We start from the raw sequence: 25,002 nt of genomic DNA, 5'->3' as shown, positions 1-25,002 counted from the left end.
GAGGTTTGCATGCGTGTTGCCAGTTCCTCCAGCCTGAACCTGTCGCTCAACCCCGAGCAGCATCAGGTCAGACAACCTGATTTACCCCGAAACCTGACTAATGCGGCAAATACCGGCCAGACCTTATCTACTAACGCGCCGCAGCTAACGCATAAAGCCAGCCCCCGCCTCACACATCTGTGCAGGCTTTACGATGTGGAAAAAACGCTTTTCAGACTCGCCCCGGCGCAACGTGAAACCCTGACGCTGAATGAAGCAAAGTATCTCCTGCTACAGGATGGGAAAAAGGCAGGTCCGCGTTTGTTAACCCCGGCAGTGGCAACCATCAACGCAAAGGTGGATAGCGCCACTATCGATTTGATCAGAAGTGATTGGGCAATGCTGCCGAAAACCCAGGACGGTGTACAACAGCTGTTAAGCTCGCCGCATTGTGTGGGACTTTCAGAGGCAAAAATGCGCAAAGTCCTGCTGATTTTCAAATTTGCGATGGGCGGCAGAACGCTAAAAAAATGTCTGGCCGTGGCCGGGCAGAATTCCTGTAAACGAATCGCTGAATTGATCGTTACCCACTGGCAGGCATCCCCGCGCACAACGATACCGCTGATTAAACTGTATACGCTGCTACAGGATCCGGACATGGCGGGCCGGTTTCGTTCAATCTCTCAGCTACAACAGGCGCTCCAGGTGGCAAACCTGAAGATTGATAAAGATGTGGTGAAATTTGCCTGGCAAGCCAGCGAAACGGAGATTCCCGCTATTTGCCGCAGTTGGTTTCCCTCTGCCTGGCGACAGACGGTGAATATTCGCTGCCATTTCTGGCGAATACTTAAGGTGGTGCGGCTACCCGATCGCCCGGAGGATCTCAACGATCTGGTGATATGGCTGCTGCTACGCGTAAAAGGCGAGGAACTCTCCTATTGCGTGATTCAGGACGCTCTGGCCGTCAGCAAAGCGGATATCTCTGTGGAACAGCGGACGTGGATTCAGGCTATTCTGGTCAAATACCCTATCAGCCTGACAGCTAAAAATCCCTGGTTGCATTGGTTCGGCACCGTGCTGCTTGATGCCGGGCGTCCGCCATTTAACTGGTCGCACTTGTGTAAGGCCTTAATAGAACAAGGGCTGGAACCCCCCTATTCGATACTGACGTCGGTGCTGTCGGCGGCCGGTGAAGAATGCTCGCCGGATGAGCTGAAACAGTTTCAGGCGTGCGGGCGACGCGCTTCGGGGAAAACCTATAAAATTTCACAAAGCTGGCTGGAAAGCGTGCTGAACGATAGCCATTGCCCGGAGCGACTCAAGCCAGCGAATGTCACACTGGCAAGGATATTGCGCTTTCTGTGGGCAGATAAAAAAGCCATACCCATCAGCCTGATAAACCAGACCCTCTCACATATTAAGGCGGAGCGGCGTAACGCAGGGCGCACGGCGGCGTTATCGCAATCTGCTGCCCTGCCACGCGCTGAATCGGATGACGATGAGAAGTTAGTTATCGATTTTACTGCCAGGGAGCAGGCTCCGCCCAGCGTAACAAACCTGGATGATGCGATCACCATGCTCCTTGGCTCGCCCATCACCTCGTCTGCACCGGCTCACCCCCCTCAAACGATCTCTTTGTACGATGAGAAAGGCACCCTTATCTCGATCTCATCCCACCCACGTACGGAAAACAGCCCGCATTCTTTATCTGAGGAACCCGCCAAAAGACGACGTCTGATACATGCTCCTCTGGCAACATCCTTTGAGCGCAAGGGAAATTGACGCGTTAAGGGATAACGCATGATAACGGCCAGGTCAGGTCGGCTGCGTCAGCCAGTTGATAAAAAATGTGCTGAATTCAGTGACCTGCTGTGGCTGCAACCGACGTTCAGGATAGACAAACTGTAGCCCCACCTGTCTGCGATCCAGTGGGCTGAATCCAATAAAACTGTCGGGCAGCAGCACCTGCAAACGCCCCTGTTCGACATCGCGCTTCACGTCCCACCACGACTTGCTGGCAATACCTGCGCCATCAAGCACCCACTGCCGCAGCACGGCGCCGTCATCACAACAAAAAGCCGGAGTGACGCGCATCGCCGTCACCACCCCTTCCGTCTCAAATCGCCATTCGTTGAGCAGCTCTCCACGTCTTTCAATCACCAGACAGTGATGCTGTTCCAGCTCCTGCGCGCTTTGCGGGGAGCCGTAGCGCGCAAGGTACTCGGGCGAAGCGACCAGAACCCGGTGATTGGGTTGGATAAAGCGGGTCACCAGATTGCTGTCCGGCAGGTTGCCGAAGCGGATACTCATATCCAGCCGGTGCGCAATCAAATCCACCACGTCCTCGCTGACATAAAGTGAACCACGCACGTTGGGATAGCGTTGCAGAAAAGCCATCAGCGCCGGAGATACATACTGACGGGAAAAATCGGAAGGCGCAGCGATGCGCAGGCTGCCGCTCAGCTCCCCTTCCTTCTGCAACAGTTTGGATTCGGCATGGCACATCTCTTCCAGCACCCGGAGCGCGGCATAATAAAAATCTTCACCCGCACGCGTAAGGGCAATGGAACGGGTTGAGCGGTTGAACAACCGCGTCTGATAACGTTCTTCCATCGCCTTTAATCGGGCGCTCATGGTCGCCGGAGAGAGGTTAAGACGCCGCCCGGCAGCAGCCAGACTCCCGGCCTCCACCACCGAAACCAGCAAAGAAAGATCTTCAAGCTTGCCCATATTCTTCTGTTTTTCCGAATAGACCTTCAGCTTCTACCCACATTATCAAAAATATCAATAAAGTTTAAAGTTCTTCCTTTCCGTTATCTGAGGATTCACTGATGTCAGCAAGGAACTTATTTCAGCCAGAAACCGTAGGCTCCCTCACCACGCCAAATCGCATCGTTATGGCCCCAATGACCCGCGCCCGCACCGCGCAGCCTGGCAATATTCCGACGCAGCTGATGGCCGAATACTATGCTCAGCGCGCCAGCGCCGGTCTGATCATCTCAGAGGCGACACAGATATCCGCCCAGGGACAGGGCTACTCCTGGACGCCGGGTATTTATACGCCTGAACACATTGCAGGCTGGAAGAAAGTCACCGCGGCGGTACATGCGAAAGGTGGGCGGATTTTCTGCCAGCTGTGGCACGTCGGCAGAATGTCACATGCCAGTTTCCATGCTGATGGCAGGCCGGTGGCCCCCTCCGCTATCGCCCCCGATGCGCAGGTATGGATAGTGGATGAACAGGGTCAGGCAGGGATGCAGGCGTGCCCGCTTCCCCGTGCGCTGACCACCGCTGAAATTGCCGGGATCATTGCTGATTATCGCCAGGCCGCGCTCAACGCCATCGAAGCCGGATTTGATGGCGTTGAAGTGCATGGCGCGAACGGGTATCTGATCGACCAGTTCCTGCGCCGTACATCTAACAAACGTACTGACGAATATGGCGGAAGTCTCGCGAACCGCATCCGTTTTGCCCAACAGGTGTTGAGCGCGATCGGTGACGCGATCGGCGCCGATCGCACCGGCATTCGCGTTGCGCCTTTTATTACCCAGCGCGGTATGAACGATCCGGAAGCGATTGATGCGATTCTTGCGCTGGCCGCGTGGTGCGACACCACAGGCATCGCGTTTATTCACCTGACGGAGGCGGACTGGGATGACGCACCGCAGGTGCCGGATGATTTCCGTACAGCACTGCGGGCCAGCTTCCACGGAACCCTGATTGTGGCCGGTAATTACACGATGGAAAAAGCGCAGCGCATGCTGGATGCGGATCTTGTTAACCTTATCGCCTTCGGCCGCCCGTTTGTTTCCAATCCGGATCTCCCTTTCCGTCTTCAGCACCAGCGTTCACTGGCGCCGATCAGCGATCCCGCAACCCTGTTTGGTGGCGATGCGCAAGGGTATACCGATTATCCTGCGCTGGTTTAAACCGGGGGCATTGATGCCGGGGATGCTGAGCGGCATCCTCCGGCAGTCACTTATTTGCTGAGAAATACCCGTGCACTCGACAGCTTCCCATTACTGACCGTGAACACGTCTTCACCGCGTACCAGGTTCGGGCTCCCTTTCGGTCCATAGCCCCAGGTGACCCGCCCGATGCCGTGGTTCCATTCAACCGGTTGCGTGGTAAATCTGAAGCCGGGATGCTGCGCCTGAACGTTGCTGATGGCAGCCGCAATACTGGCGTAGCCGGTGGACATCCCGTTGTGGTCGGCGAAAAAGATGTCCGGCGCATAGACGTTCGCAAATCCTTTCGCTCTTTCGGCGGCATCCGGGTTATTCCAGATGGCAAAATGCCGGTCAATCAGTTGCTGCAACCCTGCTGGCTCGGTGGTTGAAAGGGTCATGGTCACCTTCTCCGCAAATGAAGATGCTGAACTGGTCAGTAGCGTGGCCAGCAGTACACCGGTAGCAATTATCGTTTTCATCACACTGTTTCTCCTGATTCTTCAATTCAGATGTTGTCGCGGGGGCGCGTTAGCGGGTTTTTTTAACTTTGCCGACCAGTTCAATCTGCGATCCCCACGGGGTCAGGACATAAAACCATTGCGTACCGTCTGCATTGGTTACCGGTTCGTTCAGCGTTTTCAGCCCGGCTCTGGTCAGCGCTGCATAGCTCGCCTTGATATCTCCCGTTCTCAGCGCGATATGCGTTGCCGCATCGTCATCTTCATGAGGACGGCTGTGGCTGATATCCGTGCCGCTGTACTGGAAGAGTTCAATGCCGGTGCCGTCTGGCATCCGTACCATCACAAAACGTTTCAGCTCGCTCGATGGGCGCCAGTTGAAAGCGGCTTTCCATGCTGCGGGGATCGCGCCAGGGGTGACATCAGATTCGAGCCGTGCGCCAAACGTATGACGAAAGAACTCAACCGCCTGATCAATGTCCGGCACGTTGATACCGGCGTGATCAACGCCCGTGACGCTCACCACCGGCACAGACGCCGCACTGAAGGCCGGGGCAGACAGTGACGTCATGCCCAGCAGCAGGGCGGATGCAAAGAGAGTTGAAGCGATACCGTTACTTTTCATCTGAAACCTCATTTCGTTATTGTGTTGACCCGCAGGCCAAATCGCGTTGGTTAGCCACTGATGACAGCGAGTCATGTCGTGATGGAAGAAGCATATCGAGGTTGCAGGATTTTCAAAATAGAATGGTTTGAAACTCATCGTTGCAAAAATGAAATGAATGAATTGCCCGACTTGCCATGCGCAGAGTTGAAAAGTCCGTCCGTTTAACTTTACCTACTTTTATCGCCAGCCAGTGATCTGAAATGGGAACTAAGATAAATAGAGGAGTAGTTTATTAAGGAAATACATATGAACCAGCGGATGGCCTATGTTTACCCTCTCAGCAACATCCTTAACAACAGCACCCAAAGCAGGCCCCTCGGTTGAGGGACAGCACCATGCTCTGTGTGAAAACATCACCGTGGTATCGCAGGTTTCGTCGGCTGTAGCACCTGATCCGCACACGCATCCTGCCGAAAAAGAAACCATCACTCTCTCGCGCACGCTGCAAAGCAGCCTGAGCGCCTGCTGGCGCATGAATAATAAGAAAGCGCGTAATATTAATGAGTTAGCCGCAATGCTTTCGCACCTCCCTGCCAATATCCTGGCAAAAATCACGCCAGAACAGCTGCGATACTTTTTACAGGGAAAACAGACCGGGGTGGCGGCAGCAACGGCAATAAATGTGTTAGCCATGGTACGGGAGGCCAAAGCGGCAGAGCTGGCCACCGTGATTCAGGCGCAATGGTTGCTTATCTGCGGTGAGATCGCGCCCCCCTTCCAGCTTCTTATGCTGCTGCTGCGGGTACCCGATATTCTGGTGATGGTGCAGACAGAACAACAGGTGCTGAACCTGCTGATCAACGCGGGTGTGAACATGACGCCCGAAAAAGTGAACCTCGCCATGTGCGCCAGCAATTCCGCGGTCAAACTGCCTGTGCTGATGTGGTTTATCGCCGCCTGGTGCCATACCGCGAAAATTGAGCTGAAAGGGGAATTTGTTACGGCTCTGCTGTTTTTTTCTCCTGCTGCTCCCGCCATCAACGCGCCGCAGCTGTACTACCTGCTGCAACTTTCCGGGATGGATATCTCGCTGTCGCAGGTCGCTAAAGTCGTCAAGGTCTTCAATGACAAGACGACAGTGGAACAACGTCTCTGGCTGACGGGCAAACTGGAAAACATTCCGCTGACGGGCGCGAGCATCGACCTGAAATGGCTTGGCAGAGTATTGCTTCCGGCCATGCCGCCGATCACCGCAGCGCAACTCTATCGGCTGCTGAAGCAGCAGGACCCGTCCCTGGAATATATGACGGTCAGTTATGCGTTTGAAGCGGCCAACTGCGTGTTATCGACGAACGAATTTGCATGGTTTACGACCGCCTGGCGCAACCTTTTCCCTGCCGCCGGAGGCACGGCCATTACGCTGGAGTTTCTGCAACGCCTGCTAAGGTATCGTGGGCGTCCAGGAGGGATGAAGTGGGGGGTGGCAAAACTTCTGCGTATGCTGTGGGAGGTCGGAGAGGGGGCGGAAATCACCGTGATCAGCTGCGCCCTGGCGTGGATAAGCCGCTGTGTGCAAAAACGTTCGCTGCTGACGCTGTCCGCGATCCCTGTTTCTCTGCCCGCAGCCCCTGAGTTGACGCCGGCATGGTCGACATCAACTCCCCTGCTGCGCTGCTCTACTGCGCGACAGCCGAAGCGCGGCCGGATGAACGATGCCATCGAAAATCCCTGTCTGGTTGAACTGCTGGCTGATTATCCTGCCATTTTGCAACAAACAGGGGCGGGAAATAAAAATCAGAAGGAACGGATGCGGGCGCTACTCGATCAGTTCCCGGATGAGATCATTGCGGACATCTGCGTCGCTGACCTGATCTACGTGATGAAGGAGAACCAGTCCGGGGTGAATAAAACGGCCGTGCGGCATGTCATGCAGCAAAGGCTGGAAAAACCCGATCCCGCCTCCGACGAAGAGAGGCAAACGGTCACTGAACTCTGGCATATGCTCACCCCTACCCGATGCCAGATACTTCGGCTGGTGTTGCTGAAGCGGCGGCTCCAGCTGCTGGGCAGAGTAATGTCCGATGCGAAGATAAAAGATGCCCTGTGCCAGGCTGGCGTCAAAATCAAACCCGCCAATATGTACCGGGCTAATGAAGCGCTGAAAATCATCCCTGCGGCTGAGCGGCAGCAATGGGCCGATAATTTGGCGGTCGATTTCGCTCCTGGCGCGGCGGGCGAGCAGCTGGAAAGGGTGCTCAAAAAAGGTATGCCGGCGGAGATGAAGGCGGTAGAGCTGTTCATCATGCTGTGTAACGCCGGGCATCATATTGGCGCGTCGGTGGTCAGCAAGACGCTGAAACAGGTCAATAAGATCAATCAGGCGAAAAAGGATTATACCCCGCAGCTTCAGGCTCGCCTCGGCGAATGCTGGCAGCGTCATTACGATCAGGGCGCCAGTATGCTCAGCACTCTGGGTCTGACGCTGATTGAGCTACAAATCAGGCAGGAGATGCTGAGCATTTTCCTGAGCAGCAAGGGGATCTATGTGAATTCGGTCATCCTGGATTACATCGAAAGAGCCGCCCAGGCGGTTCCCCCTCCACAGCACATCCTGACATGGATGAAGGCCGCCTGGCAGGCGACCGACGAAAACGATACCCTGAAGATGCGTATGCAGCAGATGCTAAAGCAGACGGGATGCCCGGCAGAATTTAAGGATATGAAGATAGCGCAGCTGCTGCGCGCCATATGGGAGATTGGCCTGGATGTTCATACCCGTTCAGCAAAAGCAGCGCCTTTAACGCGTCAGGATGAGACGTTAAGCGATGCCGACGCGAACCCGTTTACGACATTTGACTTGCTCGAATCGATATCTTTCGCGTTAGCGTTTCCGCCTGAAATTGCGGGCGATAAACCTGATGACGTGATGCCACTGGCTGACATCGAGCCGACACTCCCCCTGTTATCGTCAGCCGACATCCACCCGGAGCAGCCATCCACGATGCACCAACCCTGGTTGTAACTGTCGTCCGGCTCCTTATCCACCTCACTCTCAGCGGAACTGAAATGGCTATATCACCTATAACCACCCGCCTGGCGGCACGCCCGGTAGCACTCAGCCTGCCTGCCGCAACAGGCACCGCCATGACGGGGAACATCACCGATTTAAAGCGCAACGCGACCTGGCCGGAAAGCTCCGACGCCAAAAGAGCGAAACTGTCTGGCAGGCCAGCCCCGCAATGTGAAGAGAATGAATGCCTGAATGCATTGTGGGCCAATTTTCATCATTTCTGGGGAAAAAACGTTGCCCCGAAGCTGGATCATCAGACCCGGGTTGAGCAACTGTTGTCTCCCTTTACCCCAGAGCAGATTGGGAAATTAACGCGTAAACAACTGCTGGCGGTGCTGGAACATCATGGCGAAGCGATGAGAGATACCGCCGTGGCTGACGCCCTGGCGTCGGCTAAGAAGCATGACCCGGACCTGACGTGGTTTAAAAATTATGTTACCAGCCATCCCCTGCCGCAGCCGCGCGAAAAGACAAGATGGGTCATGACCATGCAGAAGGCACCGGGGTGCCCGCAGCTGGAAGTTCCGCTTATGCGGCGAGCGCTGAAGAGTATCCATGTGCATCTGGCCTCAAGAATTCTGCGGATTCTGGAGAAGGAGGCCAACACCGTCGTGCCGGAGGCGACAGAAAAAGAGGTGATGCGGCTGCTGGAGACGATCGACGACGCAACCTGTCTGGTTAAACGGCTGGTGATGCTGATGAAGCTGCCTGCCTATCAAAAGCTCGGTCTGAAGGGAGAGCACCTGCGCAAGGCCCTGAAGAAGATCCCCGGCATCAGCGAATATACCCTGCAAAACGCCCTACAGGTTTTCAGAGCCAAAACGACCCAGGAACAGGAGATCTGGTTTAACAGCTGGTATGCCGCTAACCAGCCCCTGCTCTCCCATGAAACCTCGGCCTGTACCCTGGCTGTTTTCCTCTTCAACGGCAAACGTCAGAAGATAAATCTGTCACAATTCGCCCTGCTGCTGTGGCGCAAAGAGGTGAGTCTGGGATTTTCTAAGCTCGATGAAGCGCTGAAAACGGTGAGGAAATGCGATCAAGCGCAGCTCACGGAACAAAAAAGCAGGGAGATTGAACACGCACTGAATAAATACCCCTCCGCCGGAGGTTGGTCTTCTGAGAGGCGAATGGGGATGGCGATCATCGAGTGCGGAATCACGGCGGGCCAGCTGATGCGTTATCTGATAATCAGGAAAGTGGAATTTGGCCCGGTTAGCTTATCCAGGGCCGCGTTAACAGCCCGGCAGCCACTCCCCACGGAACCGGCGCTGCGCTGGATTTATTCTGCCTGGCAGAAGTTCAGCACCAGCAATCGGCTGCTCAATATTCTGACGGATAAGGCGTGCCCTGCGGAAATCAAGGTGATGCGCACCGCACAGCTACAGCGCACCCTGTGGCATATTTCCGCAGATTATAATTTCACCCGGATGGGACTGATTATCGCCCAGGCGAGAAAACTCCGCACTGCGACACCGGAGGCGCCGCGGCAGCCTGCCCAGAGCGTCTGGGCCGATGCCACCACCTTTACCTCTTCAGCAGAGCCGCATGACTGGGAGCATCTGGTGAATGATTGATGCCTGCCCCCCATGCTGCAACATGGGGTAGGTAAAGAACAGCAGATGAACGATATTCAGTGCCGCATGAAACAGCGTCGCCACCCAGAGTCGTCCACTCCACATCCACGCCAGCCCATAAATGATCCCCGCCAGCGTAGCGAACACCACCAGCAATATCCCGCCGGGGAAATGCATCGCGCCAAACAGCAGCGCGGCCATCATCAGGGCCAAAACCGGGTGCATAATACCGGTCAGCCGCTGTTGCAGATAACCACGAAACAGGGCTTCTTCGGCCAGAGAAACAAAGAAAATATTGGCTAAGGCAAACTGGAAAAACCACGCTGGCGCATGACGTTCCGGCTTGAGTCCCCCCAGATATACCGCCGCCAGCAGCAAGGCGGGGATTGCCAACACCAGCAGCAACCATTGCCATCGGGGAGCCAGATAGACAGGTTTGGTTACCAGCAGCGATCGCATGGCGATCAGCAGGACAAACGGCACCAGCGCCTTATCGACGTTAAAGTACATTGAGAACGGCGCGCTCTCCGGCCCGACGATCACCTGATCGAGAACCTTAAGATTATGGAATCCGGGTATCAGATGGAGCATCAGGGCGATGGCGGCGACAAGCGCCAGTATCTCTTGCAGATAGCGAACCCGATGGTGATGGCCGAACCGGATACCGGCAAGTGCCACCAGTCCCAGCATGGCGATAAAAAATAAGGCACGCCAGTCCAGCATACCCGTCGCAGCCCCAACGCCTAACGTCACCGCCAGGATGCCTAAAGAACATTTTCTGCTAATCCCTGCCAGCAAAAGTGCTAAAGCCAAAAGTAGCCACATCGACGGTCCTTAGTCTGAAAACATAAAGCAAATGGTTGAAAAGTAACAGTTAAAGCAATATTTTTTTGAAGCATGGATTCCATTGGTTTCCAAATTTAGCGAATATATCCATAGGATTATTCCTATTTCGCACTAATTATCCTTTGTGGGTACTTCCGCATCCTCAACTGGTGTGACATCTTACCAGTACCTCACCTGGTGATATGACAATGGTAAAAATATGAATGCCAGAACCTATTACATCAGTATCTCAAAAGACAGTGACGGTTATCACACGCTGCATAAAAACACCTGCCAGACCAGTAGCGACAAGGAGGATTTGATTTTGATAGGATCGTGGGAGCAGGAAATTATCGCGCTGGCGATTGCGCGCAATAATTTTGGCAAAGTAAACCTCTGCACCACCTGTTTTCAGCATCGTGGCAGTCAGAAAACGACATTCATCCCGCTCAGCTCAATGCCGGGATAAAATAATGGATAAATCAAAATTTTACTATCTGGAGAACCATGTTCTGCATAATCGGGAATGTCATTATGTCCATAAGGGTGTCAGCCTGTTTTTAGGTTCTGCATACAGTGATGCACAAGCGATGTCGATTGCTAAGCAGCGCAACGGGGATGTGCGGTACTGTAGGGAGTGCTGCACCAGAGACTGGCTGAGAGCGCTTGAATTAAAAGCATAATTCTGTCCTGTAGACATCCCCAACGTTGCTCGTCCATGTCAGTTAACGGAACGAGTAACGTTAGCCCCTCCTTCTGAGAAAAAACAGAAATATTCCCTTTCCTGCGGATTTAAACCTGAAAATATACATCTGAGTATTCTCATCACATCTGAGAAAATCCTAATTACGCCAGCATGTAAACTTATTTTACGTCGAAAAATACTCAATATAATTATCGGATAATCACATATCACTCATACCCTCATATATATAACCAAAAACATATCAGCAGAAAAATAAACACCATTGTCATACAGTGACTTCACGGAGATTCCTCCCAAAAAAGGAGATATTAGATGAGCCTATCTAATGCCAGGCAGGCAACAACCCTCACCAGTAATCGTTGGCGAAAATCAGATACTATTTGGATGTTGAGTTTATATGGCACCGCAATTGGCGCGGGGGTGCTGTTTTTACCGATCAATGCCGGTATTGGCGGCCTGATACCGTTGATCCTCATGACCTTGATTGCCTTTCCAATGACGTTTTACGCCCACCGTGGCTTGACCCGTTTTGTTCTCTCTGGCAGTACCCCCGAATCCAACATCACCGACGTAGTAAAGGAACATTTTGGACCACGTTCCGGCAAAATCATCGCCCTGCTCTACTTCTTCGCCATTTACCCGATTCTGCTGATGTATAGCGTGGCGATCACCAACACGGTGCAAAGCCTGATGATCAATCAACTGGGGATCACGCCACCGCCACGCGCATTGCTGGCGCTGCTGCTGATCCTCGCCATGATGACCATCGTTCAGTTCGGGCAGAACATCATGGTCAGGGCGATGAGCATCCTGGTTTACCCGTTTGTTTTTTCGCTGCTGCTGATGGCGTTGTACCTGATCCCGCACTGGAACGGCGCAGCCCTTGAAACTCTGTCATTCGACGTTTCCGGTAGCGGCATTCTTACGTCGCTGTGGCTGGCGATTCCGGTGATGGTGTTTTCGTTTAATCACTCCCCCATTATTTCGTCATTTGCGGTGGCGAAGCGTGCCGAGTATGGCGCTGACGCGGACCCGAAATGCTCACGCATCCTCGCCTGTGCCCACATCATGATGGTGGCCACGGTGATGTTCTTTGTCTTCAGCTGCGTACTGAGCTTGCAGCCGGAACATCTGGCTGAAGCCAAAGCGCAAAATATCTCCATCCTCTCCTACCTGGCGAACCATTTTTCTCTGCCCTTTGTCGTCTGGATGGGACCGATTATTGCGATCGTTGCCATCACCAAATCCTTCTTTGGTCATTACATGGGAGCGGCAGAAGGCTTCAACGCCCTGCTCAATATCAAGCCCAAAACGGAAGACAAACGTGGATTTGGCTGGGTAACACCGCTGTTTATGCTGGGCACCACCTGGGCTGTCGCCACGCTGAATCCGAGCATCCTTGGCATGATTGAAACGCTGGGCGGACCGGTGATTGCCATGCTGCTATTCCTGATGCCGATGTATGCCATCCGTAAAGTGCCCGCTATGCACAAGTATCGCGGTGCGCTGAGCAATGTTTTTGTCACGGTTATCGGTCTTATCGCCCTGACAGGCATCTGTTTTTCACTGCTGGCATAACCGTCGGCCACCCGTTTTCTAAAGGTAATACCATGATCTCGATTCTGGATATGTTCAAAGTTGGCATCGGCCCGTCCAGCTCTCACACCATCGGGCCAATGGCGGCTGCAAAACGTTTTGTTATGCAGCTTAAACAGGCGCAACAACTGGAGCAGGTGACAGGGATCGATGTCCATCTCTATGGCTCGCTGTCACTGACGGGCAAAGGACATCAAACCGATAACGCCGTGATGCTGGGGCTGGCGGGATTCTCGCCAGCCGATGTCGACATCGATGCTATCCCGGTATTTCTTGCCGTTATTGAGAACAAAAAAGAACTCCCGCTGGCAGGTACGCTGCACAGCGTCCCGTTTACCGCCCAGGACAACATCTATTTTCATGACGAATCGCTGCCTTTACATGAAAACGGCCTGCGCATGTGCGCCTGGCATGACAAGGATGTCATCGCGGAAAAAACCTATTTCTCCATCGGGGGCGGATTTGTCGCTGAAGAAGCGGAGCTGCAACAACCTCAGTCCGAGGTGAAATATATTCCCTTCCCGTACACCAGCGCAGCTGCCCTGCTGGAAATCTGCCAAAACCAGCAGCTGAGCATCGCTGAGGTGATGATGCAGAACGAGCTGGCGTTGCACCACGCAACCACGCTGGACGCCCATCTGCGTAACATCTGGTCAGTCGCTCAGCAGGGTATCGCGCGTGGTCTGGTACAGGATGGCATTCTGCCTGGTCGTTTCCGGGTACCACGGCGCGCACCTGCCCTGCACCGGCTGCTGCAAAACACAGACAGCCAGACTAACGATCCCCTGTTGACGCTCGACTGGCTTAACCTGTTCGCGCTGGCCGTCAGTGAAGAGAATGCGGCGGGTGGCCGGGTAGTTACCGCGCCCACCAATGGTGCCTGCGGCATTCTTCCTGCGGTACTCACCTGGTACGATAGATTTGTCAGTCCGGTTGATGACAACGTACTAACGACCTGGTATCTCACCGCCAGCGCCATAGGTTCGCTATATAAGATGAACGCCTCCATTTCTGGCGCAGAGGTGGGATGTCAGGGTGAAGTGGGTGTGGCCTGCTCGATGGCAGCCGCTGCGCTGGCGGCCCTGTGGGACGGCACGCCGGAGCAGGTGTGCATCGCGGCAGAAATCGGCATGGAGCACAACCTGGGGCTGACCTGCGATCCGCTCGGCGGTCAGGTTCAGGTGCCCTGCATTGAGCGCAATGCGATTGCTGCTGTTAAAGCGGTGAACGCGGCCAGAATGGCGTTACGCCGCACGTCTGAACCCCGCGTCAGCCTCGACAAAGTGATAGCCGCCATGTACCAGACCGGCAAAGATATGCACGCCAACTATCGTGAAACGTCGCAAGGCGGGCTGGCGGTGGCGGTGGAAGTCAGGGAAGCGAATACGACGCTGGATCGCTGGTGGTAAGGATCCGACAGATATCACGCGAAAACCGCGCCGCTTCAGATTGTCACGGCGCGGTTTTTTTATCTTAGCTCGTCAGGTAAGCCATCGTAATCGAGTAGCTGCTTGTTCCCATCCATCACCTGCATCTTTTCAGCCGCCTGATAGCAATCGCTTAACGGTGAAGCACAACGTCTGCCGTCCGCATGACGCGCACCCAGCCAGTCGCTGATTAGCCAGTAATTATTACTGGTGGAATAAGGAGCCGGGAAAACCGTTCCGCGCATTTTCGCTGCCAGTACTTTGCTGCTGTACCAGATAAACAAGGGAATGTCGTAGGCTTCTTTCGCCGGATTGCTGATGCCGTGATGATAGTAGCCCTGATATTTCTGCGGATCGCGAATCAGCCCATGATCGGAAAAATAGATCACCGAAGAACGACTGTCAGAAAGCAAAGAAAAGACCCGGCCCAGCTGCTTATCGGTATAGGCAATTGAATTGTAATAACAGTTGTCATTCACATCCTGGGTAAAACGGATAGCTTCCGCTTGCGGGAAGCGACCGCAACTCGGCTCGTGGCTGCCATAGAAATGAAGAACGATCAGCTTTTTGCCGGGTTGTTGGATCACCGGGGCCAGTTCATCCACCAGGCTGCCATCAAAGCCAATGGTGTCATTCCATTTACTACGGTTAGCACGCTTCGCCATCGCGGTAATCAGGCTATTACTCTGCCCCACACTTCCCTGATTGCTGAACCAGTAGGTGTCCATCGACAAACTGTTGGCTAATGCGATGACATTGTCAGCATAGGCAGCGACAGGCACCTTTTCACCCAGATTGACTTTTGCCAGTGAAGCGGGAACCGAAAGGATTGTCACCGGCGCGGGTGAGATGGCATGGGTAAACAGCAGCAGGTTGTTTTTCTGCGCGTCGGTATAGGGCGTGGTGGCGTGGGCGGAACCATACAACTCAAGGTCCTTCCTGCGTGCCGACTCACCAATCACCACCACATAATTATCAATCCCCGTATCCTGCCGCGTGTAGTTAAAGTCATTCTTCGCGCGGGTAACGATATCCACCATTTTTGCTTCTTCAAGGGCACGAACAATTGGCGCGAAGTTATAAAAAGGGGTATTGACCAGGAATCTCTCGGTAACAATAAAATCTTCCGACCGGGTTTTACCTGATATGAAATACAGCAGAACCGTAATGACGGAATAGATAATCAGGATCGCACCTGAGCGAACAAGTACCCGCTCTGAGACTTTTTTCGCGATATAACCCGATAACAGCAGATAAGCCAGAAAGACAACACCAAACCCGATAAGGTATGGATAGTTGTACAAAAGCATATCTATGCTCTCTTTCTGGCTGGTATGAATAAAGGTTTCCGCCATAACCGCCGAAAAGGCAGTGTCAAATTCCGCATAAAAATAAAGCGAAGTAACAACTGACAGAGATAAGGCGAAACATATCGCCAGCGACACTATTACGGTCGATTTTCGCTTTAACAACAGCGCAGAGACCAGAACAATCAATACCGTGGTGGCATAGACCTTTATTATTGTCCCTAATTTTTCGTCAAGAACGAAAACAGCCGGGCAGAACATAATCAGCCCAAGCCAAAACAGACTGGTTTTATTCAACTTATTTACCTGCACTGGAATATTTCACCCTGCCGTTCAGATTTGATTTTTTGCAGCCGCTGGATGGCGAATTTCTTATAAGATCTTTAAGTATGTTGTAACTAGGTGATGATGATTTGTTTAACGTATGTTTAAAAAAGATAAAATCCCCACGAGGCAATGATTGCCCAGAAAATCAAACAACCGAAGAAAACCAGTCGCCAGGGATTGCAACAAAAACGGTTCAATCGCTTTTGAATACACATGTTGTTGAGTCCTTAATTCAGGCTGGATAGATAATTCACTGAAAATGAATATGTTATTTTCTTCTGTCCGACAATCTTATTCAATAAGAACACCGGATACACTTACCAGGAAGTTTCTGCATCCTACCTGACAACACGTCTTAAGTGACTTTATATACAGCTGATATCACAAAAAAATCAGCGTTCAGCGGAACATCTCACTTAGCGAATAGCCGATAATAAAGTTCGCTCCCAATCGATTATCGTCAGATTACGGAACGTTTATTGGTAACGGCAGATGAGATGATGGCGGTGAAATTAATTATCACCTTATCATCCATGACCTGTACAAATTCCCCTTCTCGGAAAACGCATAAATGAATAGGAAAGGAAGAACATATGGACGCCATAACCACGCTTAACCGCCCCCTCGCTACAACTTCTGCTTCGCAGTCAGCCGATATGGCCCGCCAGTCATGGCTAACACGCTCAATCCGAACCATTGGCAATTCTTTCCCGGCGTTTCGCTCGTTGTTACAAACTCCTGACAGTGTGAAAAAAAATGAGATCATCACTTCATTAAACTCAGCAAAGTTGAAAATAAAGCAGGAAGGTCGCATTGCCGGGATAGGTGAACATTTATCAAGCCTGAATAAACACCTGAATAAAATATGGAGAAAAAATGATAAACTGATAAAGCTTCTCGACAGCGGCAGGAATAACACGGAGGTGATGCGTAAGATCGAACAGAATGATAAAGATGTTAATGAACTTCTGCTGTCTCTGGATGGTTTATATAAATCCCTTGGTGATGAATTCGCTAAGAAAATCAAAAACCGAAAAGCAACCTTACTCTATAAACAACTATTCAGCACATGGATATACAAGGAAAAATCGGATGTTATCATCAATATCCCCCGCTTATCGCCAACCTTTATGGTGCAACTTGAGAAGAGTCAGTGCGACGCGCGTATTCTCCTGGAGATGCAGCGCCTGAATAAAATGGTGATAACGCATTTTATGACCCGCGCTGGATTTTCAGACAGCCGTATTTGCCATCCCCTCCCTGCATCCACCTCTCCTGTTGCCACGTCTGACGTTCAAATGCTAAATACAAAAATGATAGAAGCAACTCGCCATCTTCAGGAAAGAAGGCAGGGGAATTCCCGGGAATTAAAAGCAATTTTACAGCAGTTCAGGGAGAAACTGGAGCAATTATGGCAAAACGTCAGCAATAACAGAAAACTACGGGATAATTATTGCCTTTGCGGCGTAGAGTATGCTCATTTGCAGGAAAGCATTGAGGTGGACAGAATTAAGGTGAGAATACTGCTGAATTCGCTGAATATGTTGTACAGCGAATGTAAAAAGGAAGTTGACGTTAAACAGGCAGGCGCCTGCGAGCCACCGGTTACAGTAAATCCTTTAGTACGCCAACGAATTCATGTGATTGACAGCACAACGGATATTGAGGTCATCTGTGCAAGACCCTATTTTTTCCAGCAATTACGGAGCCTTGGTTTGAGTGATGATGTTATAAATATTTTTATAACGCTGAATAATGCACTGGAGAAGCACTATAAAGTAGACTTGCTGAAAACCATGGTCAGCAATCACAACTAATGCAATAAAAAAGAAACCGGTCCCGTCCGGTTTCTTTCAATGTTTCCAGGATATCTCGCCACGGATTTTTCTTTTCATCTGAAGAATATTCTTATCCCCACGGCTATAATGTAATGAGAATATTTGATCTTCGCGTCCGACGAGGAATTAACATGTTTATATCCAGAATGATGATGCTGATGGCTCTTTGTTCGCCTGTTGGCGTTTTTGCTGCCCAGCCCTGTAAAGCCCAGTTCAGCAATTTTGTGGTTGATCGCGAACCCCACGGCTACCCCATCAACAAAGCCACCCTTCGCGTGGTGAGCGCCGCGTCCTGTAGCAGCAAAAGCGACAAAAACGGGAATCTTGCCATTCGTATCGGCAACACGGTGATTGATGTCTATGACCAGGTTACACATCAGCACAGTGCCGCACGCAGCACGACCTTCATCAACGTTAATCGTGCGGAGAAGCGTGCTGAGCTGTTAAACAATTATCTGACGATGAACATTGAGGTGCCGGCCGAGATCAAAGGCAAGCGCATCACGATCAAACTGACGCAACCACCCAAATCGTTATTTGGTCCCAGCGCCCCGCCTGACTATATTCTGCGCATCGGCTCTGAAATCACTATAAATGTGGCTGGTTACTAAAACAACGAAATATTTCTGGCGTAACTTTGCGGATCGTAAAGGATAATTTTATTTTAATCAGACCGAGTTCAGAAATTATGAAATGTGAAAACAAGAGTTAGGCATGATATTTCTGATCTGATGATTGCTTTTTAACGCTGACGTGGCAAATTTGTACAGGCAGCTCAGTATCTCAACACCTTCCTCTGAACCAGAATACAGAAGATACAAGCTGTGCCTCGACCAGGGTCTTGGGGTTGGCCGAATAATTGGCCAACCTTTTTTTTTATGTTTTCGTCCTTTTTTATTACAACACCTCGTAAAGAATATTCTTGTTCATCTCGACAAAAATTCTTAGTAGTCATGCCTTTTTTCCGTCAGCGATCATCGCCAGAATGGCCGCATTAAAAATACAACGTCAGGCAAAGAATAATATCTGGAAGCACGGTTATGAATTCTCTCGTTACTGGTCGCAGACGCGTAACAACACGCACACTCCCCGGCTCGATTTTGCTGGCATGGTGCTGCGTGGTCGCCCCCTCTGCGTACGCGGACAATGAGAGAATGATAGCCTTTGCCCATGATAAGGCAGGTATGGTCGCCTCTGTAAACCCTACTCTACGTCAGCCCGTCGTTATCAACGATGCAACGGGCAGAGAGGACCATGAAACCAGCCTGTGGCATCAGAGGAACGCCAGCCTCACCGTTGGGTTATCCCCGGATATCCCTGCACACCGGGGAAATAGCGACAGGGAATCTGTGTCCGAACACCGACGGACATGGTGGTTATCCGGAAATTATCATTTCTAAAATGGATTATCGTGGTGAATACCCATATGGGTATTTTGCGTAATCCCTCACGCTTGTTTTTAGTTAGTGAGTGCCCATTGGGAATCGGTTTCCCCGCCCTTCAGAATGACTATTCTGAAGGGCTTTTTTTTGCCACCTGATATTATTAAGAATAAGGGGGTCAGGTTAAAGATTATTCTCTGCAACACCAGGCCATCACTGTTATTATCCCGACAAAACAAACACAATAATTACATAAAAAAAGAAAAGCCCTCCATTACCAGCCAGTTAAGCCAACATTGTTTTTAATAAGTTGTTAATTCCCGCAACAGACAGGGCGCTGCCTTTACTTCAGCCTATTGATTTCCATCAATGGGAAATTATCATACCGCCCATAAATTCGGAGAAAAGAAGAACCCTCTGATCCCATTATTAAATAACAAAGCCTGTCACCCGGATATTTACGCCGCCGGGGAATCATGTCATGGCATTTTTCAGCCATACGCATGATGGGCAAGTCACTCACTAACGAGAATTATCCAATCATGAAAACACAGACGAAAAAGTCGCTGTTTGCCGGCTTGCTCACCTTAATGTGCTCCCCGCTGCTGCACGCGAGCGGCGTCGTGCCAGAAACCTCGGTCGTTATTATCAATGAGGCCGAGCGTGGCGGCAGTATCAACGTGAAAAATACCGATGACACCCCGGTGCTGCTGTACAGCAAAGTGACCAATCTGGCCGACGACCCGATCAGCCAGGTGGTGGCTACCCAGCCGGTGGCCCGCCTGGAACCCGGTCAGACACAGCGCGTGCGTTTTATCCTGACCAGCAAAGACAAACTGGACCGTGAGCACCTGAAGCGCGTCTCGTTTGAAGGTATTCCGGCCAGTCATGACAGCAGAAATGACCTGTCGCTGGTGATCCGTCAGGATCTGCCGATGCTGATTGTGCCGAAAGAGGGTAAAGCGCGCCCGCAGCCGATCCGCGATCTGATCTGGTCAGCGAAGAATGGCGAGCTGACGGTCACCAACAGCGGCTTGCAGGTCATTCGTCTGGAACAGAACGCCATGCTGATGCCGGGGAAATTACCGATTTCACTGGCAAAAGCCTACGTGCTGCCGGGTGAAACACTGGTCATTGAGGGAGCCTGCGCCGACCATCTGAAACACCAGACTCAGGTGATGGTGACCCCGATCTCCCGCTATGGCAAAGCTGACGATGCGCAGCTGTTCGAGCTTTCACGCTGATAAACCATGAAGCGCTTAGCCATCCGCCTGCTGCTTGGCTTGCTGCCCTGGCAGGCGTGCCTGGCGGAAAACGTCACCTTTGATGCGGATTACCTGCGTATGCTGGGCATCAGCAGCCAGGTCGCCGAGAGCTTTGCCACCGGTAACCGCTTCGCCAGCGGATTAACCCCCGTCGATATCACCCTCAACGACAGCCCGGTGGGCACCCATACTGCGCGTTTCGATGACGCCGGAGAACTCTGCGCCGGGGATGATTTTCTCGCTGCCCTCGGTCTGCGTGCGGATAAAGACGCTGGCTCCGCAACCTGCCCGCGCTTTAGCGATCGCTTTAACCAGGCATCGGTGACGCTCGATCCGGGCGTGCAACAGGTCCATCTGGTGGTACCTGCCGCCAGTCTGGCGCAACCGGGCGCGCGGGCGCAGTCCTGGACGCGTGGAGGCACCGCAGCGATGCTCAATTACCGTCTCTCCAGCCTGCGCAGCGTATCAGGTGCACGACAGAGCTGGGATTACGCCAATCTTGAGGCTGGCATCAACTGGCAAAACTGGGCGGTGCGCCACGCCTCGGCCATCAGCGACGAAAACGGTCAGCTGCGTTATGACCGCAACTGGCTCTATGCCCGTCGCGTGCTGGAACCGCTGGGACAGCAGCTGCAGGTGGGAGAAATCAACCTCGCCACGCCGCTGGTAAGCGGTGGGCCGATCACCGGGATGCAGCTCATCCCCTGGTCGCCATTACAACCGACGCACAGTGACAGCGCGATTGACGGCTACGCCAGCAGCAATCCCTCACGCGTCGAGGTGTTCCAGTCCGGGAAACTGATTTACGCCACGCGGGTGCCTGCCGGTCCCTTCAGCCTGACTGACGTGCCATTGCTTAACCGTACCAGCGATATCCAGCTGCGCGTCACCGGCAGTGACGGCAGCCAGCGGGAGTCGCGTCTGACACCGGCCGATTATCTCAACCGGCAGTCAGCGCCCAGCGGCTGGCAGTTCGCTTTCGGCCAGATGCGCTCGGCGCCACAGCAGCCGTGGCTGGTCTCTGGCAGCCGGGCGTTCACGCTGAACCGGCAGACCACGCTGGCGCTGGCAGCGCTTGCCACGCCGCGTTATGGCAACGCGGCGCTGGGGATCAACCTGACACCGTGGCAATCCGTGCAACTTAACAGCCAGCTGGCGAGCAGCCTCGCGGCCGATAAAACGGCGGGTAGCCAGAGCCAGACGCAGGCCAACTGGCAGCTCCCGGCCGGTGTGGCGCTCTCATCCGGCTACAGCCTGAGCAGTGCCGGATACCACGGGGTGGCTGAGCAGCCGGTCCGCCAGCGACGGGAGGTGATCAGCGAAGGCGTGAGCTGGCAACACCCGCTGACGGGCGCCCTGAGCACGCGGCTCAGCCAGTCGCATGAGGGGCCGTGCCGCGCGCATTCCCTGAACCTCAGCTGGCAGCGGCAGATTGCTGAGGCCAGCGTGACCATGAGCTGGCAGGACGATCATCGTACGTCCCCTCTCCATCACGCTGACCACAACGAACAGAGCCTGTGGCTGAACCTGTCGCTGCCGCTGGCGGGCCATACGCTGAGCGGATTTTACCGTCAGGATCGTGAGAGTCATCAGCAGGGCGTCAGCGCCGCGGGCGATCTCGCGCCACAGACCCGCTACAGCCTGACCGTTGAACACGATCGCGACAGCCAAAGCCGGATGAGCGGCGATATGCAGAGCAATCTGCATCTGACTTCCGCCACGCTTGGCGCCAGCAGCGACGGACATCTCTCTGGCTCGCTGTCCGGCGCCGTGGTCGCGCATCAGAACGGCGTGACCTTCTCCCCCTATCCGGTGGGCGAAACTTTTGCGGTTGCCCGACTGGAACCGGCGGTGAGCGGTATTCAGATCGACACCCCTGCCGGGCCGGTCTGGAGCGATCGCTGGGGCCAGGCGGTGATTGCCGAGACCGGCAGTTATCAGCCGGGTGTGGTGGAACTGAACACCGAAACCCTGCCGCACAACATCGATGTCGATAACGGCACGCGGCAGATGAACTACGGATTTGCCACCGTGGCGCAGCTGCGCTTCAGGATGATCAATAACCGTGGCGCGTTGATGCACGTTTTACTGGCGGATGGTCGCCCGCTGCCTAAAGGCAGCGCGGTGCTCACGCCGTCTGGACGCTTTATCACCACCGCGGTGGATGAAGGCACGGTGTACGTGCCGAATGTGGAAGACACGCCGCAACTTAATGCGCACTGGGATGCCGGTGCCGCGCGGCAATGCCGGATGCACTGGTCTCTGCCCGCAGAACAGAACGCTGCGCTGCCCTTTGAGACCGTGACGGCCACCTGCCTGTGATGCAGGAAATTTTACTAACCAATCTGAGGAAACTATGAAAAAACGCGTTACCGTGCTGGCACTGCTGCTGGCCGCAACTGGCATACAATCAGCCATCAGCGCCACCACGGCACAACTGAATATCAGCGGCACCATCGAACCCGCTGCCTGTGGGGTGGTGGTCAGCAAACATGCCGATTTTGGCACCCTGAAACGGGCGGATGTCACCGCCAGCAATGGGCTGATTACCCTGAAGCCGACCACCGCAGCCTTCACCATCGACTGTGACGGCAACGCCAGCACCGGTATCACCCTGAAGGCCAACAGCAGCGGTCTCAGCTCTGCGCCGGTGAACGGTGCCAGCGCCGCCCAGATGGGGGGACTGAAAGCCGGTAGCACGGCGGTAGGCAGCTATACCCTGGCGCTGAACAACGTTAAAGCCGACGGCAAAGACAACAGCGTACTGGCGCGTGGCAGCTTCGCTACCGCCTTCACGCAGTTACAGCCCACCACGCCGCTCACACTGGACGATTCCCAGACGCTGAGCTGGGGTACCAGCGCCACCACGGCAACGGCGGCAAGGACCGTTGAAGGGACGTTGCAGGTCAATGCTGTGCTGGACGAAAGCACCCTGCAAAACAAAGAAAAAACCACCTTCACCGGAACCACGGTGTTGACCCTGGTTTATAACTAATCAGGCGTTCCCGGCGGCCAGGCTGCCGGGTGCCTCTGTCAGGAATCCCTATGCGCCGCCTGTTTTTCGCTTTGCTGCTATTGACTCCCCTCAGCCAGGCTTACGCCAGTTGTGATATCGCCATCCAGTCAGCCGCCAGCCTGGAGAACCAGAAATGGAAAAAAGCCACGCTGATACAAGGCAGTGCGGCGGTCATTCCCTTATGGAGCGGAAGCAAAACCCTCAACCTGACGCTGAAATGTACCCAGGGTGAACGCCCCGGCCTGCGTTTCATCGCCGCCACGCCCATGACGCAAAGCAGCAACGGCGTCGCCGCCAAAAATCTTGGCGCGCTCACCACGCCGGGACGCAGCCAGCCATTAGGGGCGTTTCGAATGACATTGCAGGGGCAAGGCAAAGGTGACGGTAACTGGGAGGTGGGAGTGGCAAAACGGACCTGGGATAACAGCGGCTGGACCGGCCCTTCGAGCGCCCCGGTAGCGCTGGTGTTAAGCCAGCCCGGCAGCCAGGATGACGTCGCGCTGACGGAAAATCATACTTATAACACCCCGAAGTCCACCACTGCCCTGCTGGCAATTGAGGCGTGGTTTGAGCGCACAGCCATCGCGAATCTCTCCGGTCCGACGCCGGTCAGTGGCAGGGTAACGGTTCAGCTGACCTATTTGTGAGGGTGAGAGCAACGATGAGCCAAAGGGGAATGGATTTGTCAGCGCCCGGCGAAACATGAAATCTACGGTTGTGAGCATGACAAAAGCAGCAAAGCGCAGTCCGGCAACGGGCTACGCTTGTTTGCATCAGGTGACGAGCAACCGGGAGGTGAAAAAGGTTATCCGTTATTTTTCATTTTGCTTTACCAGCAATGCGCGCAATATTTCATCGATATCGGCTGGCGGTTTTTCCCGCGGTTTCGTCCATGTTTTTTGTTCAATTAACGCATTTCCTATATGGTGTTTTGCTTCTTTTACTCCGGAATACGATCTCTCCAGACCGAAATCAGCCTTAAGCTCTTTTGCCAGCCGCTTTACCAGCTGTTTATTTACGGGATCTTTCAATTGATCAGCCATCGCCAGAAACTCTGCCTCGCTGATATTCCTTTTATGACGCTTTGTTTCCGGGCCGGTAAATTTCTTTAAGGATCGGCTAAACAGGACAATATTGGGATCGTTCTTTATTCCTTCACCAATCACTTTCGCGGCTTCGACAGGATTGCCAAGCAGCAAAACGGCATCAATCAGATCATTCATTCCGGTTAAAATAAAAGCATTATCCTGATTCTCTGAGGAAATCGTCTGTTTTTCTGCCGGGGGCATATGACGTGCAGCTAGCCGGTCATCATTATTTTGAAGTGCACCGTTAGCCGCTCCTCCTTTGTAATAAGAGAGCGAAACCAGAACCGCCCCTAAAAAAAACACACTTGCTCCCACCTTCGCTACCATCTTAATGGAGGAAAAATGTTCTGAACAATTAAAAGCAGCCTTGATTTTTTGTGTTAAAGCCTTTGGTTCCACATCCTCTGTGGTTTTATCATAAACCGAAAAATAGAGACATCTTGAATTATCAACCTTATACTCCATAACCTTCCTCCTGTTTTATAATAACTATATACCGCAAATAAGGGTTCGATGAAATTCCTTACCTTTTATTGACCAGTGTCAAAAATGACAAAGGCTAAACTGGCCGATTTAACGCCCAA

20 protein-coding genes are annotated in these 25,002 nt (G+C 53.1%); 14 read left to right on the top strand and 6 right to left on the bottom strand.

Features of this window, described 5'->3' with window-relative positions; all coding sequences use genetic code 11:
* Nucleotides 1-9 precede the first annotated feature (9 nt).
* The gene (locus AC6I8V_RS23855) at nucleotides 10-1,761 is read left to right on the top strand and encodes a hypothetical protein (RefSeq protein ID WP_497846869.1); all 1,752 of its coding nucleotides are present in this window, start codon (nucleotides 10-12) and stop codon (nucleotides 1,759-1,761) included.
* Nucleotides 1,762-1,794: 33 nt separating this feature from the next.
* Here the strand turns inward: AC6I8V_RS23855 and AC6I8V_RS23850 are convergent, their stop codons facing one another.
* A complete protein-coding gene (locus tag AC6I8V_RS23850) occupies nucleotides 1,795-2,709 on the bottom strand; it encodes a LysR family transcriptional regulator (RefSeq protein WP_497846868.1) in 915 nt (304 codons plus the stop codon).
* Nucleotides 2,710-2,810: 101 nt separating this feature from the next.
* Between AC6I8V_RS23850 and AC6I8V_RS23845 the strand changes: the two genes are divergently transcribed.
* Nucleotides 2,811-3,908, top strand: coding sequence for an alkene reductase (locus tag AC6I8V_RS23845; protein ID WP_497846867.1), 1,098 nt, complete (start codon nucleotides 2,811-2,813; stop codon nucleotides 3,906-3,908).
* Between the two features lie 50 nt (nucleotides 3,909-3,958).
* On the opposite strand, the gene AC6I8V_RS23840 is transcribed toward AC6I8V_RS23845, so the two are convergent.
* A complete protein-coding gene (locus AC6I8V_RS23840) occupies nucleotides 3,959-4,408 on the bottom strand; it encodes a nuclear transport factor 2 family protein (protein ID WP_497846866.1) in 450 nt (149 codons plus the stop codon).
* Nucleotides 4,409-4,457: 49 nt separating this feature from the next.
* Nucleotides 4,458-5,012, bottom strand: coding sequence for a VOC family protein (locus AC6I8V_RS23835; RefSeq protein WP_497846865.1), 555 nt, complete (start codon nucleotides 5,010-5,012; stop codon nucleotides 4,458-4,460).
* 307 nt (nucleotides 5,013-5,319) lie between these two features.
* On the opposite strand from AC6I8V_RS23835, the gene AC6I8V_RS23830 reads away from it, so the two are divergent.
* Nucleotides 5,320-8,016, top strand: a complete 2,697-nt coding sequence (locus AC6I8V_RS23830; protein WP_497846864.1) for a hypothetical protein — start codon at nucleotides 5,320-5,322, stop codon at nucleotides 8,014-8,016.
* A gap of 44 nt (nucleotides 8,017-8,060) precedes the next feature.
* A complete protein-coding gene (locus AC6I8V_RS23825) occupies nucleotides 8,061-9,641 on the top strand; it encodes a hypothetical protein (protein WP_497846863.1) in 1,581 nt (526 codons plus the stop codon).
* On the opposite strand, the gene AC6I8V_RS23820 is transcribed toward AC6I8V_RS23825, so the two are convergent.
* Nucleotides 9,600-10,466 carry a CPBP family intramembrane glutamic endopeptidase gene (locus AC6I8V_RS23820; RefSeq protein ID WP_497846862.1) on the bottom strand — a complete coding sequence of 289 codons (867 nt, stop codon included), beginning with the start codon at nucleotides 10,464-10,466 and terminating at the stop codon, nucleotides 9,600-9,602. The two genes, AC6I8V_RS23825 and AC6I8V_RS23820, sit on opposite strands and share 42 nt — an antisense overlap.
* A gap of 220 nt (nucleotides 10,467-10,686) precedes the next feature.
* On the opposite strand from AC6I8V_RS23820, the gene AC6I8V_RS23815 reads away from it, so the two are divergent.
* From AC6I8V_RS23815 to AC6I8V_RS23800, 4 genes are all read left to right on the top strand, one after another.
* On the top strand, nucleotides 10,687-10,935 hold the full coding sequence (locus tag AC6I8V_RS23815) for a hypothetical protein (protein ID WP_497846861.1): 249 nt from the start codon (nucleotides 10,687-10,689) through the stop codon (nucleotides 10,933-10,935).
* A 4-nt stretch (nucleotides 10,936-10,939) separates the two neighbouring features.
* Nucleotides 10,940-11,149: a hypothetical protein gene (locus AC6I8V_RS23810; RefSeq protein ID WP_497846860.1), complete on the top strand. Its 210-nt coding sequence runs from the start codon at nucleotides 10,940-10,942 to the stop codon at nucleotides 11,147-11,149.
* Between the two features lie 335 nt (nucleotides 11,150-11,484).
* A complete protein-coding gene (locus tag AC6I8V_RS23805) occupies nucleotides 11,485-12,750 on the top strand; it encodes a serine/threonine transporter (RefSeq protein WP_497846859.1) in 1,266 nt (421 codons plus the stop codon).
* A 32-nt stretch (nucleotides 12,751-12,782) separates the two neighbouring features.
* A complete protein-coding gene (locus AC6I8V_RS23800; RefSeq protein WP_497846858.1) occupies nucleotides 12,783-14,177 on the top strand; it encodes an L-serine ammonia-lyase in 1,395 nt (464 codons plus the stop codon).
* A 59-nt stretch (nucleotides 14,178-14,236) separates the two neighbouring features.
* Here the strand turns inward: AC6I8V_RS23800 and AC6I8V_RS23795 are convergent, their stop codons facing one another.
* Nucleotides 14,237-15,799, bottom strand: a complete 1,563-nt coding sequence (locus AC6I8V_RS23795; protein ID WP_497846857.1) for a phosphoethanolamine transferase — start codon at nucleotides 15,797-15,799, stop codon at nucleotides 14,237-14,239.
* A gap of 623 nt (nucleotides 15,800-16,422) precedes the next feature.
* On the opposite strand from AC6I8V_RS23795, the gene AC6I8V_RS23790 reads away from it, so the two are divergent.
* From AC6I8V_RS23790 to AC6I8V_RS23765, 6 genes are all read left to right on the top strand, one after another.
* A complete protein-coding gene (locus tag AC6I8V_RS23790) occupies nucleotides 16,423-17,646 on the top strand; it encodes a hypothetical protein (protein ID WP_497846856.1) in 1,224 nt (407 codons plus the stop codon).
* A gap of 152 nt (nucleotides 17,647-17,798) precedes the next feature.
* Nucleotides 17,799-18,278, top strand: a complete 480-nt coding sequence (locus tag AC6I8V_RS23785) for a hypothetical protein (RefSeq protein WP_497846855.1) — start codon at nucleotides 17,799-17,801, stop codon at nucleotides 18,276-18,278.
* A gap of 1,313 nt (nucleotides 18,279-19,591) precedes the next feature.
* Nucleotides 19,592-20,293: a fimbria/pilus chaperone family protein gene (locus tag AC6I8V_RS23780; protein ID WP_497846854.1), complete on the top strand. Its 702-nt coding sequence runs from the start codon at nucleotides 19,592-19,594 to the stop codon at nucleotides 20,291-20,293.
* Nucleotides 20,294-20,299: 6 nt separating this feature from the next.
* Complete coding sequence (locus tag AC6I8V_RS23775) at nucleotides 20,300-22,636, top strand: fimbria/pilus outer membrane usher protein (protein ID WP_497846853.1); 2,337 nt, start codon at nucleotides 20,300-20,302, stop codon at nucleotides 22,634-22,636.
* A gap of 34 nt (nucleotides 22,637-22,670) precedes the next feature.
* Entirely contained in the window at nucleotides 22,671-23,309 is a 639-nt protein-coding gene (locus tag AC6I8V_RS23770) for a hypothetical protein (protein ID WP_497846852.1), read from the top strand.
* Between the two features lie 50 nt (nucleotides 23,310-23,359).
* Nucleotides 23,360-23,977 (top strand): hypothetical protein, encoded by a 618-nt coding sequence (locus AC6I8V_RS23765; RefSeq protein ID WP_497846851.1) that lies wholly within the window; start codon nucleotides 23,360-23,362, stop codon nucleotides 23,975-23,977.
* Nucleotides 23,978-24,142: 165 nt separating this feature from the next.
* On the opposite strand, the gene AC6I8V_RS23760 is transcribed toward AC6I8V_RS23765, so the two are convergent.
* On the bottom strand, nucleotides 24,143-24,883 hold the full coding sequence (locus AC6I8V_RS23760) for a hypothetical protein (protein WP_497846850.1): 741 nt from the start codon (nucleotides 24,881-24,883) through the stop codon (nucleotides 24,143-24,145).
* Between the last annotated feature and the right edge of the window lie 119 nt (nucleotides 24,884-25,002).

Source organism: Pantoea sp. X-Soil-TKNS-1207, assembly GCF_059730485.1.
The sequence above is the reverse complement of the archived record's forward strand: the minus strand, read 5'-3'. Positions and strand labels throughout refer to the sequence as shown.

Coding starts and splice junctions, on each gene's coding strand:
- AC6I8V_RS23775 (WP_497846853.1), top strand. CDS start 20,300: ATGAAGCGCTTAGCCATCCGCCTGCTGCTTGGCTTGCTGCCCTGGCAG.
- AC6I8V_RS23830 (WP_497846864.1), top strand. CDS start 5,320: ATGTTTACCCTCTCAGCAACATCCTTAACAACAGCACCCAAAGCAGGC.
- AC6I8V_RS23840 (WP_497846866.1), bottom strand. CDS start 4,408: ATGAAAACGATAATTGCTACCGGTGTACTGCTGGCCACGCTACTGACC.
- AC6I8V_RS23850 (WP_497846868.1), bottom strand. CDS start 2,709: ATGGGCAAGCTTGAAGATCTTTCTTTGCTGGTTTCGGTGGTGGAGGCC.
- AC6I8V_RS23760 (WP_497846850.1), bottom strand. CDS start 24,883: ATGGAGTATAAGGTTGATAATTCAAGATGTCTCTATTTTTCGGTTTAT.
- AC6I8V_RS23805 (WP_497846859.1), top strand. CDS start 11,485: ATGAGCCTATCTAATGCCAGGCAGGCAACAACCCTCACCAGTAATCGT.
- AC6I8V_RS23785 (WP_497846855.1), top strand. CDS start 17,799: ATGTTTATATCCAGAATGATGATGCTGATGGCTCTTTGTTCGCCTGTT.
- AC6I8V_RS23790 (WP_497846856.1), top strand. CDS start 16,423: ATGGACGCCATAACCACGCTTAACCGCCCCCTCGCTACAACTTCTGCT.
- AC6I8V_RS23780 (WP_497846854.1), top strand. CDS start 19,592: ATGAAAACACAGACGAAAAAGTCGCTGTTTGCCGGCTTGCTCACCTTA.
- AC6I8V_RS23835 (WP_497846865.1), bottom strand. CDS start 5,012: ATGAAAAGTAACGGTATCGCTTCAACTCTCTTTGCATCCGCCCTGCTG.
- AC6I8V_RS23770 (WP_497846852.1), top strand. CDS start 22,671: ATGAAAAAACGCGTTACCGTGCTGGCACTGCTGCTGGCCGCAACTGGC.
- AC6I8V_RS23825 (WP_497846863.1), top strand. CDS start 8,061: ATGGCTATATCACCTATAACCACCCGCCTGGCGGCACGCCCGGTAGCA.
- AC6I8V_RS23765 (WP_497846851.1), top strand. CDS start 23,360: ATGCGCCGCCTGTTTTTCGCTTTGCTGCTATTGACTCCCCTCAGCCAG.
- AC6I8V_RS23810 (WP_497846860.1), top strand. CDS start 10,940: ATGGATAAATCAAAATTTTACTATCTGGAGAACCATGTTCTGCATAAT.
- AC6I8V_RS23800 (WP_497846858.1), top strand. CDS start 12,783: ATGATCTCGATTCTGGATATGTTCAAAGTTGGCATCGGCCCGTCCAGC.
- AC6I8V_RS23820 (WP_497846862.1), bottom strand. CDS start 10,466: ATGTGGCTACTTTTGGCTTTAGCACTTTTGCTGGCAGGGATTAGCAGA.
- AC6I8V_RS23815 (WP_497846861.1), top strand. CDS start 10,687: ATGAATGCCAGAACCTATTACATCAGTATCTCAAAAGACAGTGACGGT.
- AC6I8V_RS23855 (WP_497846869.1), top strand. CDS start 10: ATGCGTGTTGCCAGTTCCTCCAGCCTGAACCTGTCGCTCAACCCCGAG.
- AC6I8V_RS23845 (WP_497846867.1), top strand. CDS start 2,811: ATGTCAGCAAGGAACTTATTTCAGCCAGAAACCGTAGGCTCCCTCACC.